We start from the raw sequence: 12463 nt of genomic DNA, 5'->3' as shown, positions 1-12463 counted from the left end.
CAAGGGCGGCCGGTGACGACGCGGGCGGCGGGTACGCGCGCAGCACGAGCCCGCCGGGGCTAACCGGCCGCCGGGGAGCACGGCGAGGCGCGGTGTCCTCGTGCGGCGAGGATCCGCAGCACGCTCGATTTGCCGGTGCCCGACATCCCGGTGATCAGGACCTTCGCCACGCCGCGAGCCTCAGCTGTTGGCGCCGCGAGCGGCGACGGCCCAGCGGTCGACCTCCCGGCCGCCGGACACGACGACCAGCTCGTCGGCGAGGTTGACCGCGGCGCAGACGTGGTTGGGGGCGACCCGGACGACCTCCCCGAGCCGGGGAGTGGGCCCACCCGCGGGGAAGACGACCGTGGCGTGATGCTCGGACAGCGCCGTGACCCGGGCGTCGGGATGGTCGGGCAGCCGCCCACCCCCGGTCGCCCAGGCCGGCTGGTCCGCGCCCAGGACCTTGCTGCCGGCATCGAGGATGACCCGCGACCCGGATCTGCTCACCACCGTCGCGGCGATGGTGAGCGCGACGTCCGGCCAGCCGCAACCGCCGAGTTCGACCTGCTGCGCGTCGTTGAAGACGTAGACCCCGGGCCGCATCTCGGTGAGCCCCCGGGGATCCGCCACGGCCGCGGTGGGTGTCGAGCCACCGCTGCGTACCCTCGCCTCGATGGCGACGGCGGTGAGCGCCGCTGCCGCCTGTTCCAGCGCGGTGGCCTCGTCGGCTGCCGCCTCGTCCCGCCGGCCGGGCGTGTAGCCGTGGCCGGGAAAGGTGAAGACGCCGCCGACCTGCGCGCCGTGTCGGGCCGCCGCCAGCGCCACCTCGCCCGCGGACTCCGGCCGCACCCCGCTGCGGTGATGTCCGCTGTCGATCTCGACGAGCAGCTCGACGTCGGCGCCCCGTACGGCGTCGGCGAGCAGGACCGCGCCCTCGGGCGAGTCCACCCCGATCCGCAGCGACGCGTGTTCGGCGAGCGCGCGCAGCCGCCGGGCGCGGGCCGGCGACGCCCAGACCGGGTACGCGACGAACAGGTCGGTGAAACCGGCCTCGGCGAACACCTCGGCCTCGCCGATCGTCGCCACGGTCAGGCCCTTCGCGCCGGCCTCCCGCTGACGGCGGGCGATCTGCACGCACTTGTGGGTCTTGGCGTGGGGCCGGAGCGCGAGCCCACGCGCGGCGGCGCTCGCCGCCATCGCCCGAACGTTGCGGTCCAGCACGTCCACGTCCACCACGGGATACGGCGTGCTCAGCTCGGCCGGCGGCCGGGGTGTCACGGACATGCTCGTGATCATGCCACCGATGGCCCGCCGGTGGTCGCCACCGGCGGCGCCGCCGCCACGTCGGAGGGCCCGGCGCCGGTCGACGGCGCGCCGGCCCTGCCGGTGGAGATCTGCCGCGCCGAGCGGGACCACTGACGCCCCACCCGGCGGGGCGGGAAACCGCCCCGCCGGGCCAGGCCCCCATGATCGAGGTCGCCTCCCGAGGGGCCGCGGTCAGTGGTGGGCGTTCGGGTCGAAGCCCTCCGGCGCCCGGTCCAGAAAGGCGGTCACCTCGCTGATCCGGCCGTCCTTGTCGAAGACCAGCACGTCGGTGCCGGCGGCGAAGGACTTCCCGTCGCCCACCTCGATCTCCCACATCAGCCGGCCCCGGTCGTGGTGGAGCTGCGGCTCCCCGCGCCGCCGGAACACCGCGTCGGCCATCTGCGCGGTGAACTGGTCGTGGAAGTCGACCAGCGCCTGCCGGCCGGTGAGCACTCCGATCACCGCGTGGTACCGGATGTCGTCGGCGAACGTCTCCGCGGCGAGTTCCTGCTGCTCGTCGGGCTTGCCGGTGTTCCAGAAGCGTTCGTAGCGCTCGACGGCGGCCTGGTATGTGGACGTCATGGCGGTTCCTTTTCCTGTCGACGATGTGGTGCGGCGGCTGCCACACCTGGAACCGTGCGGGTCCGGCCCGGTCGGTGTCGATTACCTGGGAGGTCATTGCCTCGCGTCGCCCGACGGGTGAGGCTGATGCCATGACCAGGACGGAACCGGTGGGCGTGCTGATCCGGCGCTGGCGCGAGCGGCGGGGCCGCTCACAGCTCGACGTGTCGGTGTCGGCCGAGCTCTCCGCCCGGCACCTGAGCTTCGTCGAGACCGGGCGGGCCAACCCGAGCCGCGGCATGATCGAGCGGCTCTGCGACGAGCTGGACGTGCCGCTGCGGGAACGCAACGCCCTCTACCTGGCCGCCGGGTTCGCGCCGGTGCACACCGAGCGGCCGTTCACCGACCTCGGCGCGGCGCGGACCGCGGTCGAAGCCGTCCTCGCCGGCCACGAACCCAACCCGGCCCTGGCGGTGAACGTACGCTGGGAGCTGCTGGCCGCCAACCAGGCCATGACGATGTTCCTGCACGGGGTGCCGGCGGAGTTGCGGACGCCGCGGCTCAACGTGCTGCGGGCGACGCTGCACCCGGACGGCCTGTCCCGGCGGATCGTGAACCTCGCGCAGTGGCGCACGCACGTGCTGCGCCGGGTCCGCCGGCAGCTCGCCCGCACCGCGGCGGAGGGCCTCGCCGAGCTGCTGGCGGAGCTGGAGAGCTACCCGGCACCCGAATCGACCGGCGTCACCGCTGCCCCGGCCGAGGACCTGGTCGTCCCCCTGCGGCTGTCCACCGGGTACGGCGAGCTTGCGCTGCTCTACACGATGACGATGTTCGGTTCGCCCCGGGACGTGACGCTGGACGAGATCTCCATCGAGACGTTCTTCCCGGCGGACGCTCCGACGGCGGAGCTGCTGCGGGCGATGGCGACGATGGCCGGTGAGCCCGAGTCCCTGGCCGGGGTCGTGGAGAGCGGCGTGGGCTAACCGGGCACGTCGGAGCGGCCGGACAGCAGGGGACGCCCCTCGACGTCCGCGCAGCTGCGCTGTTTGGCGCGGTAGAGGCGCCGGTCGGCTGTGCCGAGCAGGGCTTCGAGGGTGTCCCCGTCGGCCGGGGCGGTGGCGGCGCCGATGCTGATCCCGGCGATCCGCCCCAACGCCGCGTCGAGCCGGGCGGCGACGGCCCGGGCGGTAGCCTGGTCCGCGTCCGCGAGGACGACGACGAACTCGTCACCGCCGACGCGGGCGATCGCGTCCCCGGCCCGCAGCTCCCCGCCGGCCGTCGCCACCACCCGGCGCAGCAGGTCGTCCCCGGCGGCGTGGCCGTGGCGATCGTTGACCAGCTTGAAGTTGTCCAGGTCGAGGCAGAGCAGCGACGGGCCGGGGCGGCAGCCGCCGTGAAACAGGTGCCGGGCGAACTCCGCCAGGCCGCGCCGGTTCAGCGCCCCGGTGAGCGGGTCCAGCGAGGCGAGCGCCCGCAGCTGGGAACGCTGGCGGGCCAGGGCCCGGTTCTGGGTGGCGAAGACGGAGACGAGGACCACCATGCCGGAGACGTAGACGAAGACGTACCCGGGCGGAGCCGGCCGGCCGGTGGCGGCCACGGCGAGGTACGCCCCGACGGTGAGCACCTCCAAACCCAGCATCATGCGCAGCCCCGGGGTGTGCGCGGCTACCAGGACGGCGGTGGTCACGAAACCCAGTGCGGCCGGCGACGCCACGCCCCCGTCCCAGTACGCGCCGACCGCCGCGCCGACCAGCGTCACCATCAGCAGGGTGAACGAGACGCGGTACCCGGACGCCTTGGTGGTCACCCGCGTCGCCGCCCACGAGCCCACCACCCCGGTCAGCAGGCCGCCCCCGTACACCGCCAGCATGAGGCCCCGGTTGGGCTGGGTGAACGTCAGCAGGCAGTAGACGACGGCGACTCCGTGCGAGACGACGTGCAGCGCGGCGCTGAGCAGCGTCCTGCGGCGGCGATCGCGTACCCCGCTGTCCACCGCATTCACCGCCACCCCGACGACCGCTTTGGGCTGAACCCGACCCCGATCAGTCGAATTCAATGGTGTGTGACAGGCCACCGTCAATACCCGGATCGCGGCGGCGTCCCGCTCGTCACCCACCGTGAGCGTCGGGGTGACCGATGGTGCCTGGCCTGCGGTGACCCGCTCGGCGGGGTAGCGCCGCCGCGCGGGCGTGCGGGCAGGCGCTTCCCGGTCAGCGGGGCACGGTCACGGCCGTGACGATCAGGCCGCGCGCGACCAGCCAGTGGCCGTGCAGCTCGGCCAGCGGCGGCCCGCCGTCGGCGCGGGCGCCGTCGACGAGCAGCCGGGCGGTGAAGTCGCCACCGTCGGGGTCGATGGACAGTTCGGCGTCCTCGAAACCGAGCCAGCGCCCGGTCAGCGGGTACCACGCCTTGTACACCGACTCCTTGGCGCTGAACAGCAGCCGGCCCCAGTGGACGGTCGGACGTTCGCGGTCGAGCCGGCGCAGCAGCTCCGGCTCGCCGGCCACTGTCACCGTGTCGCCGACGCCCGCGGGCAGCACGTCGTGCGGTTCCGCGTCGATGCCGAGGCCGGCCAGGTCGGTGGCCCGGGCGACCGCCGCGGCCCGGTAGCCCGCGCAGTGCGTGATGCTGCCGACCACCCCCGCCGGCCACACCGGCTCGCGGCGGGCGCCGGAGCGGATCGGGGCCGGGGCGTGGCCGAGCTTGCCCAGCGCCTCCCGGGCGCAGCGACGGGCGGTGACGAACTCGCGGCGGCGGGTCTCCACGGCCTTCGCGACCAGGTCCTCCTCGCCGGGGTACGGGGCCTCGCCGGGAATGTCGGAGAACGCGTGGACGGACACGACTGCCGGTGGCAGCAGGGTCTCGATCACGGCTCGCCGCCCAGGATCCGGCGCATCGGCTGCGGCTCCCCGCCCCGCCGGCGCCACTCGCGCGGGTAGCCCAGCGACACCTCCTCGAAGCGCACCCCGTCGTACTCGGTGGTGCGGGGGATGTGCAGGTGCCCGTAGACGGCGGCGACCGCGCGGTGCCGGACGTGCCAGTCGGCGGTGCGTTCGGTGCCGCACCACTGGGCGAACTCCGGGTACCAGAGGACCTCGGTGGGCTGCCGGACCAGCGGCCAGTGGCTGACCAGCACCGTCGGCAGGGCCGGATCGACGGCGGCCAGCCGGCGCTCGGTCTCGGCCAGCCGGGCCCAGCACCAGGACTCCCGGTCCGGGTACGGGTCCGGGTGCAGCAGCACCTCGTCGGTGCAGACCACCCCGGCGTCGTACGCCCGCCGCAGCGACTCGGCCTTCGTGCTGGTGCCGGGGGCGCGGAACGAGTAGTCGTAGAGCTGGAACAGCGGGGCCACCACCACCGGCCCGTCCGCGGACCGCCAGACCGGGTAGTCGTCCTCCGGGGTGAGCACGCCGAGGTCACGGCACATCGCGACCAGCGCCGCGTAGCGTTCCTGCCCGCGCAGGGTCACCGGGTCCGACGGGTGCGTCCACAGCTCGTGGTTGCCCGGCGCCCAGATCACCTTCGCGAACCGGTCGCGGAGCAGCCGCAACGTCCCCTCGACCGCGCCGAACAGCTCGGCCACGTCGCCGGCCACGATCAGCCAGTCGTCCGCCGACTCCGGGTGCAGGCGGTCGACCACCTTGCGATTCTCCTCGTAGGACACGTGGAGATCACTGACCGCGAACAGTGAACCCGTCACCCCGATGATCCTGCCACCGGCGGTTGGGGCCTGGATAGATCACGTGGGGCCGCCGGGACGACGGAAAGCCGACCACTACGGGGTCGGGCAGGGGGTGAACCAGGCGGCTGCGTCGTTCTCGGTCGACCCGTCGTCGTACGCCGCCAGGGCGAGGCCGTGCTCGTCGCGCTCGACGCGCAGGGCGTCGCGGAACCGGAACCGTGCCGGGGACTGCGGGTCGCGGTCCGCCGCGGCCTCGCGTACCCCGAAACTGACCCGTACCCACGACCAGCCGCCGTCGTCGGTGGCGGACAACCAGGTGCCCTGCGCGGACGACGGACGGCGACCACCGAAGTACGTGCGCTGGACGTACTCGTCGCTCCAGGTCTCCCGCAGGTCGGTGAGCAGGTGGGCGAGGTAGCCGTCGGACACGTGGCTCAGCCGGGCCGACCCGCCCGCGTCGAGGTCGAGCCGGTCGCCGGGGGCGGCGCACCAGCCGCCGGCCAGGTCGGCCGGCGCGGCGGCCGGGGGAGCAGGCTCCGGTACGCACGCCGTCGCGCCGAAAGCGACCGCGAGCAGGGTCCCCACGCCGCCCACATGGACCCGCATGCCGGTGACTCCAGCGCTGGTTGAGGGGTGACGGCGGCTGGGTCAGAATGGGCGCATCGGTGTCGCGACCCCGGCGGTACAGGACCGTACGGGCTGAAACGTCGACTCTTCACGGAAGGGACGACGGATGCACCCGATGCTGCGTCGACTCGACGACCTCGCCGCCCACCTCGCCACCCGGCCGGACACCCTGGCGCTGCTCGGCCCCGGCTCGGCCGGTGCCGAGCACGACCGGCTGGACGCCCACTCCGATCTGGACTTCTTCCTCGTGGTCGCGGACGGCGCGGTGGCCCGCTACGCCGACCCGATCGACTGGCTGGCGGCGCCCTGCCCGGTCGCGTACAGCTTCCGCAACGAGCGCAACGGCCGTAAGGCGCTCTACGCCGACGGGATCTTCGTGGAGTACGCGGTCTTCACCGTGGGCGAGCTGGCCCGGCTGCCGTTCACCGGCGCGCGGGTGGTGTGGCAGCGCCCCGACGCGCCCGCCGGGCTCGCCGAGTGCGGGCCGCCGCCCCGGCCCGCCACGCCGTTCGACACCGTCGAGTTCCACCTGGGCGAGGCGCTCACCAACCTCTACGTGGGCCTGCACCGTGAGCTGCGCGGGGAGCGGCTCACCGCGTCGCGGTTCATCCAGTCGTACGCGGTGGACCGGGTGCTCGCCCTGCTGCGGCTGACCGCGCCGGAGGCGGCGGCGCACCGGCGGGATCCGTTCGACCCGAGCCGGCGGGTGGAGCGGGCGTACCCGCCGGAGGTGCTGCCGCTGGCCCGGATGGTCCCCGGTTACGAGCGCAACCGGGAGGCGGCTGGGGCGACGCTCGACTGGCTGGCGGCGCGGTTCCCCGTGGACCCGGTGATCGGCGACGCGATCCGGGGCCTGCTGGCCGAGGACGGGTGAGGGTCTAGCGGGCCCGCCGGTCCTCGACGTGGACGACCTCGAGGTCGTGACCGTCCCGGTCCCGCTTGCTCCGGCCGTGCAGCCCGACGAGGAGGTCGCTCGGGTGCTCGACCTCGTCCGGCCCGACGTAGGTGAGCACGTCGTCGTGGTGCCCGTAGACCGCCCAGCCGGGGCCCGGGTCGAGGGTGATCGTGCCGAAGTCCCCGGCCGGCCCGCCGGCGTGGACCGGGCCGTACTCCCGCAGGATGTCCGCGGCGTGCGCGGCCAGGTCGGTGTCGGGACCGGGATCGGGCAGCACCACGCAGGTGCCGTGCCGGAACACCACCCACGACTTACCGTCACCGACGATGATCCGACGCCAGACGTCCGCGAGGTCCTCGTGCGACAGGCAGTGATCATGCCGGGCGGAAGATCCCGCTGTCATCCCGATCCGGACCCGCCGACGGCCTCCCGCTTCAGTCCACGCCGGCCTGCCGTTGCGCCGCGACCACGAATCCGTGCTTGCCGTCGGTGTAGCGGGCGGAGTCGTCGGCGTATCTGGCCGCCAGCGCGCGCTTGAGCCGGACGTAGGCGTCCGCCTCCGCCGGATGACGGCGCAGATGGTCCCGGAACGCGATCAGACGCCGCCAGTAACGGCTTCCTTCCGCGGTGAGGTGAAGGTGATGACTCCGCATCCGGGTGATGTCGTCGGGGCCCTTGCGAAAGACGCGGCGATCAGGATCGCTCGTCTCGGACTCGGGCGTGTAGCGGTAGCCGATGCGGTGCAGTCGACGTACGACGTCAGGAAAATCGTCGTAGGTGGGGACCGCGACGAGCATGTCGATGATCGGCTTGGCGGCCATGCCCGGGACGGCGGTGCTGCCTACGTGCTCGATCGCCACGAGTCGAGGGGTGAGCACCTCCGTGATCCGCGCGGACTCGGCCGCGTACCGCTGGGGCCACGCCGGGTCATAGTCGCTGATCCGGACGGCTGCCACGCGGTACCAGAAGGGCTCGGACCGGGCGTCAGGTTCCATGTGCCGTTGGTACCTGGCCGGTCCGACATCAAACGGGGCGGCGCAGCGTCAGCCGGCGAGCCGGGCGGCGAACTCGTCGGTGGCGCGCAGCAGTTCCCGGGCGATGCCCGGCTCCGCCGCCGAGTGCCCCGCGTCGGGCACGATCCGCAGCTCCGCCTCCGGCCAGCGCCGCGCCAGGTCGTACGCGGACACCGGCGGGCAGCAGAGGTCGTAGCGGCCGTTGATGATGACGGCGGGCAGGTGGCGGATGCGGTCCACGCCGTCCAGGAGCTGCGTCTCGCTGCTGAGGAAACCGCCGTGCCACGCGTAGTGCGACAGGATCCGGGCGATCGGCAGGGCGTGCGCGTCGGCGGTGAAGTGTTCGAGCATCCCGGCGTCCGGCACCAGGGAGGAGTTCACCGCCTCCCACCGGCCCCACGCCGTCGCGTACGCCCGCGCCTCGGCCTCGTCCGGCCCGTGCAGCCGACGGTGGTACGCGGCCAGCACGTCGTCCCGCTCCGCCTCGGGGATCGGCGCGACGAACCGCTCCCACTCCTGCGGTTGGAGGTGGCGCAGGCCGCCCTGGTAGAACCAGTCCCGCTCGACCCGCCGCATGAGCAGCACGCCGCGCAGGATCAGCCCGGTGACCCGGGCGGGGTGGGCCTGCGCGTACGCCAGGCCGAGCGTGACGCCCCACGACCCGCCGAAGACCAGCCAGGAGGGGATCCCGAGCCGCTCCCGGATCACCTCCAGGTCGTCGACCAGGTGCCAGGTGGTGTTGCCGTGCAGGCCGCCCGGTGGGGTGCTCCGGCCCGCGCCCCGCTGGTCGAACAGCACCACCCGGTAGCGGTCCGGGTCGAAGAACCGTCGGGCCGCCGGCACCAGGCCGCCGCCGGGGCCGCCGTGCAGGAAGACCGCCGGTACGCCGTCCGGCCGGCCCACCTCCTCCACGTACAGCTCGTGGCCGTCGCCGACGGCCACCCGATGGGTGGCGTACGGCTCGATCGGCGGGTACAGGCCCGGTTCGGCCTGGGTCATCGGCTCGCCCCTCCCTGGACAGGCCGGCCTGGTGGCGCCGGCACCGCACCGCATTGTGCCGGGTCGCCGTGATCGGTGCCGGTTGCTACGTTCCGGCCATGACCGGGGAGGGGCGGGAGTCGGGTCGAGTCGCGCCGTGCTGTCCCCGCTGCGGCAGCGACGGGGTGCCGCTGGTGTACGGCCTGCCCGGCCCGGCGGCACGGGAGGCCGCCCGGGCCGGGCGGATCGCACTGGGTGGGTGCCGGGTGTCCACGGATCCGGCCCGCTGGACCTGCGTCCGCCGCCACCGTTGGCCGGAGCCGGACCTGCGGCGTTGGGAGGCGGCGCTGGACGCGGCGATGTCGGCCGAGGACCGCTGAGGCTTCAGCAGGCGATGCCGCTGCCGAGACCGTCCAGGAGGGCGTCGGCGACCCAGCCGGAAATCCCGGTCGTGGTGTCCTTCAGATAGGTCCAGGTGTAGGTGGTGTGCCCGTTCGCGGTGACCCGGTCACCGCTGTGGTAGCAGTGGAAGTCGACGTAGTGGCTGAGCTGCCCGTACCCCAGCGAGGTGCAGCTGGTGTGCGGGCCGGAGCGGATGTTGACGTTGCTGCCGTTGAAGAGCTGGCCGTACGCCGTGTCGACGTTCTCGTGGAAGTGGCTGCAGCTTGCGCTCGCCGGCGCCGCCGCGCCGACCACCGCGACACCCGCACAGGCGACAGTCAGTGTGACGGCCGCCGCGGCCGAGGAAACCTTCCGCACGTGGATCAACCCCCCGAAGTCAAAGGCACACGCAAAGTGATCAGAATATTGACATGTTTCGAGGCTCGGGGCAAGGTCCTCAGGCTGCCGGTTGCACCGCGCGCGTGTCGTCCGGCATCGCCGCCTCGACGCGTGCCGGGGAGCGCCGGGCGGCGAGTGCGAACCAGAACACCGCCGGGACCAGGAAGACGCCGGCCGTCACCACCCCGGCACCCAGCGAGGTCCGCTGGCCGATCCAACCGGCCGGAGGGCCGCCCGCGATCTGGCCCGCCGCGTCCACCTGCGACCAGATCGAAAAGACCGTCGCCCGCGTACCCGACGAGGCGGCGCGCCGGCCGCCCGATGGGTCACCGGCGGCGGCGGGTCGGGGCGATGATGGCAGGAGCGGACGGCGGAGCGGAGACGACGATGGGCACAGTCCGGGCGTTCTGGCTCGACGAACAGCTCGACCGGGAGCGGGGTGCCGGCGGGCAGGGCCGGTACGAGGCCGAGGTGTCCCGCCGGCTGGGCGACTTCGCCGACGCGTGGGGCGACATCGCGCCGGTGACCTTCGCCGTGGCCGCCTGGCGGCTGGTCGCAGCCCTGGACCCGCCGTACCTGCGCTGGCACCGGAGGGTCGTCTCCGCGAGCTGCGTCCGCAGTCCGTGGGACGGCAGCCTCACCTGCGCGGTCACCGTGGTCTCCCGGTGGCCGGCGGAGCTGACCTGGAGTCGCCAGTGGCAGCGGGACCGGGGCTGGCGGGACTGGCCGGAGGTGTTCGGCCAGTTCGTCACGCCGGCCGAGCGGGACCTGACCCGCGTCCCGCACCTGCGGGCCACGCTCCAGGTGCAGGCGCCGCTGCCGATGGCCGACCTGCCGCCCGCGCCGGACGGGCCCGGTGACGCGGTACCCGCCGCCGCCCGCCGGGCCGTCACCGTGCTCGCCCGGGAGCTGGACGCGTTGCTCGCGCCGCTGATCGGGCAGCTCGACGCCGGGGTGCCGGCGGGCTCCTGACCGGCACCCGCAGCGGGCGCCGGCCAGCGGGTCGATCCGTCAGGCGTTGGCCGGAGCCCCCTTGTCCGGGCCGGCGGTGAGCTCGCCGGTGGCCTCCGCCCCTGGGGCGCTCCGCTGGGTCGGCGGCCGCACCGCGAACGCGTTGAAGCTGGGACCGTCCAGCTCCGGGACGGCCTCGAGGGCGGGCCGCTCCGGGCCGGGGATCGGGATGGCGGGCCGCTCCGCCGGCGCGGGGATCATGGCCTCGTCCGCCGCTCGCGCCGCCACCGTCGGATACTCGGCGGTCTCCGAGCCGCCCGCGGCGGCCGCCATGACCGCCGCCGCGGCCAGGTCGGCGACCCGCTTCGCCTCGCGCTGCACCCGGGCCCGGGTCTCCTTGGCGTGCTGCTCGGCCAGGTCCGCCGCCCGCCGCGCGTCCTCCAGCCGTCGGGTCTCCGCGGCCAGGTCCCGGCGCACCTCGACCAGGCGCTCCTCCAGCGCGGCGCCCTCCTGCTCGACCGTCCCGATCTCCTGCCGGCTCCGCTCCAGCTCCTTGGCGACGGTGTCCAGCTCCGCCTGCAACTGCGCGAGGGCCTCCTGCCGCTGCTGGATCTCCTGCTGCACGGTGGACAGCTGCTCCTGGTGGGCCGCGTTCTCCTCGTCGGCCCGCTCACGCACCTCGGTGGCGTACTGCTGGGCCTCGGCGACCAGGGCGGCGATGTCCCGCTCGGCGGCGCTGGCCCGGTCGGCCAGCTCCTGCTCGGCGGCGCCCCGCCGCTCGTCCAGCTCGCGGGCCATGGTGGCCTGCCACTGGGCCAGCTCCTGCTGGGCCTTGCTCCGGTTCGCCTGCACCTCCTGCTGGATCTGGGTGCGGGCCGCCTTCACCAGCGCCTCCGACGCCGAGCGGGCCTGCTCCACCTGCTGGGTGCTCTGCTCAGCGATCCGCTTCGCCTCCTGCTGCGCGCGGTCGTGGGCGGCCTGACCCTCCAGGCGCAGCTTCTCCGCCAGCTCCCGGATCGCGGTCAGCTCCGCCTGCGCGACGGTCCGCCGCTCCTCCTCCGCCCGCTCCGCCTCGGCGCGGTGCGTGGACAGCTCCTCGTCCAGCTCCTGCCGCTCCCGGGCGGCCTCCTCCCGGGCCGTGGCCAGCACCTTCTCCGCCTGGGCCTGGAGATCCGCGGCGCGCTTGCCGGCGGCCTCGGTGATCTGCCCGGCCTGCCGCTCGGCCAGGTCGAGGATCTGGTCGACCATCGGGCCCAGGTCGCGGAAGGACGCCCGGTCCACCGGGGCGGGTCGCTGCCGCAGCTCGGCGGCCTCGGCCTCGGCCCGCTGCGTCTGCGCGGTCAGCTCCCGCACCTGCGAGTACGCCCGGTCCCGGGCGGCCGCCACCGCGGACAGCTCGCCGTCCAGCTGTTCGACGTACCGGTCCACCTGGCGCTTGTCGTAGCCACGCAGCGCCGTCTCGAACCTCGGCCGCCCGGCCACGTCGTCGTGGGGTGCGAACGGTTCCTCGCCGTTGGACATTCGCCATCCTCCGTCGGTTCGCCAGCGTCAGGCCGGCGGATAACCGCCCCGCAGGGCATGATGAGGCGCAACGGTACCGTCGTCGGCGCGCGGGCCCCAGCCCACCCCGGTCCCCGACGGGTCCGGACCGACCCGGGAGGGCTGGACATGCGCATCGCCCTGTTCGTC

Annotated in this window: 16 protein-coding genes; 4 read left to right on the top strand and 12 right to left on the bottom strand. The window is 74.3% G+C overall.

Annotated elements, in window-relative coordinates:
- Positions 1–180: 180 nt before the first annotated feature.
- Entirely contained in the window at positions 181–1266 is a 1086-nt protein-coding gene (locus ACL02O_RS31675; RefSeq protein ID WP_412821858.1) for an alanine racemase, read from the bottom strand.
- A 213-nt stretch (positions 1267–1479) separates the two neighbouring features.
- Positions 1480–1869: a nuclear transport factor 2 family protein gene (locus ACL02O_RS31670; protein ID WP_412821857.1), complete on the bottom strand. Its 390-nt coding sequence runs from the start codon at positions 1867–1869 to the stop codon at positions 1480–1482.
- Positions 1870–2000: 131 nt separating this feature from the next.
- Between ACL02O_RS31670 and ACL02O_RS31665 the strand changes: the two genes are divergently transcribed.
- On the top strand, positions 2001–2831 hold the full coding sequence (locus ACL02O_RS31665) for an MmyB family transcriptional regulator (protein WP_412821856.1): 831 nt from the start codon (positions 2001–2003) through the stop codon (positions 2829–2831).
- Here the strand turns inward: ACL02O_RS31665 and ACL02O_RS31660 are convergent.
- The 4 genes from ACL02O_RS31660 to ACL02O_RS31645 all read right to left on the bottom strand — a co-directional run bounded on the left by ACL02O_RS31660 (position 2828) and on the right by ACL02O_RS31645 (position 6136).
- A complete protein-coding gene (locus ACL02O_RS31660; protein WP_412821855.1) occupies positions 2828–3856 on the bottom strand; it encodes a GGDEF domain-containing protein in 1029 nt (342 codons plus the stop codon). The genes ACL02O_RS31665 and ACL02O_RS31660 overlap by 4 nt on opposite strands.
- Before the next feature lie 202 nt (positions 3857–4058).
- Entirely contained in the window at positions 4059–4718 is a 660-nt protein-coding gene (locus ACL02O_RS31655) for a 4'-phosphopantetheinyl transferase family protein (protein ID WP_412821854.1), read from the bottom strand.
- Positions 4715–5548 (bottom strand): metallophosphoesterase family protein, encoded by an 834-nt coding sequence (locus ACL02O_RS31650; protein WP_412821853.1) that lies wholly within the window; start codon positions 5546–5548, stop codon positions 4715–4717. The genes ACL02O_RS31655 and ACL02O_RS31650 overlap by 4 nt, the downstream gene beginning before the upstream one ends.
- 75 nt (positions 5549–5623) lie before the next feature.
- Positions 5624–6136, bottom strand: coding sequence for a hypothetical protein (locus ACL02O_RS31645; protein ID WP_412821852.1), 513 nt, complete (start codon positions 6134–6136; stop codon positions 5624–5626).
- Positions 6137–6272: 136 nt separating this feature from the next.
- On the opposite strand from ACL02O_RS31645, the gene ACL02O_RS31640 reads away from it, so the two are divergent.
- On the top strand, positions 6273–7031 hold the full coding sequence (locus ACL02O_RS31640) for a hypothetical protein (protein ID WP_412821851.1): 759 nt from the start codon (positions 6273–6275) through the stop codon (positions 7029–7031).
- 4 nt (positions 7032–7035) lie between these two features.
- Here the strand turns inward: ACL02O_RS31640 and ACL02O_RS31635 are convergent, their stop codons facing one another.
- From ACL02O_RS31635 to pip, 3 genes are read right to left on the bottom strand one after another with little or no spacing between them, the layout of a single operon-like run.
- Positions 7036–7455: a hypothetical protein gene (locus ACL02O_RS31635; protein ID WP_412821850.1), complete on the bottom strand. Its 420-nt coding sequence runs from the start codon at positions 7453–7455 to the stop codon at positions 7036–7038.
- Positions 7456–7486: 31 nt separating this feature from the next.
- Positions 7487–8047, bottom strand: a complete 561-nt coding sequence (locus ACL02O_RS31630) for a GrpB family protein (protein ID WP_412821849.1) — start codon at positions 8045–8047, stop codon at positions 7487–7489.
- 48 nt (positions 8048–8095) lie between these two features.
- The gene (gene pip, locus ACL02O_RS31625) at positions 8096–9064 is read right to left on the bottom strand and encodes a prolyl aminopeptidase (protein WP_412821848.1); all 969 of its coding nucleotides are present in this window, start codon (positions 9062–9064) and stop codon (positions 8096–8098) included.
- A 98-nt stretch (positions 9065–9162) separates the two neighbouring features.
- Here pip and ACL02O_RS31620 point away from each other — a divergent pair, with 98 nt between their 5' ends.
- Positions 9163–9423, top strand: a complete 261-nt coding sequence (locus tag ACL02O_RS31620) for a hypothetical protein (RefSeq protein ID WP_412821847.1) — start codon at positions 9163–9165, stop codon at positions 9421–9423.
- A 4-nt stretch (positions 9424–9427) separates the two neighbouring features.
- Here the strand turns inward: ACL02O_RS31620 and ACL02O_RS31615 are convergent, their stop codons facing one another.
- Both ACL02O_RS31615 and ACL02O_RS31610 read right to left on the bottom strand, forming a co-directional pair.
- Positions 9428–9802 carry a hypothetical protein gene (locus ACL02O_RS31615; RefSeq protein WP_412821846.1) on the bottom strand — a complete coding sequence of 125 codons (375 nt, stop codon included), beginning with the start codon at positions 9800–9802 and terminating at the stop codon, positions 9428–9430.
- Positions 9803–9881: 79 nt separating this feature from the next.
- Positions 9882–10082, bottom strand: coding sequence for a hypothetical protein (locus ACL02O_RS31610; RefSeq protein ID WP_412821845.1), 201 nt, complete (start codon positions 10080–10082; stop codon positions 9882–9884).
- Positions 10083–10210: 128 nt separating this feature from the next.
- On the opposite strand from ACL02O_RS31610, the gene ACL02O_RS31605 reads away from it, so the two are divergent.
- The gene (locus ACL02O_RS31605) at positions 10211–10795 is read left to right on the top strand and encodes a hypothetical protein (RefSeq protein ID WP_412821844.1); all 585 of its coding nucleotides are present in this window, start codon (positions 10211–10213) and stop codon (positions 10793–10795) included.
- A gap of 39 nt (positions 10796–10834) precedes the next feature.
- On the opposite strand, the gene ACL02O_RS31600 is transcribed toward ACL02O_RS31605, so the two are convergent.
- Positions 10835–12295, bottom strand: a complete 1461-nt coding sequence (locus ACL02O_RS31600) for a hypothetical protein (RefSeq protein WP_412821843.1) — start codon at positions 12293–12295, stop codon at positions 10835–10837.
- Positions 12296–12463: the final 168 nt, after the last annotated feature.

The organism is Micromonospora mangrovicola (assembly GCF_047200535.1).
Classification (GTDB): domain Bacteria; phylum Actinomycetota; class Actinomycetes; order Mycobacteriales; family Micromonosporaceae; genus Micromonospora.
Note: the sequence above shows the minus strand (reverse complement) of the source record. Positions and strands in the feature narration are given on the sequence as shown.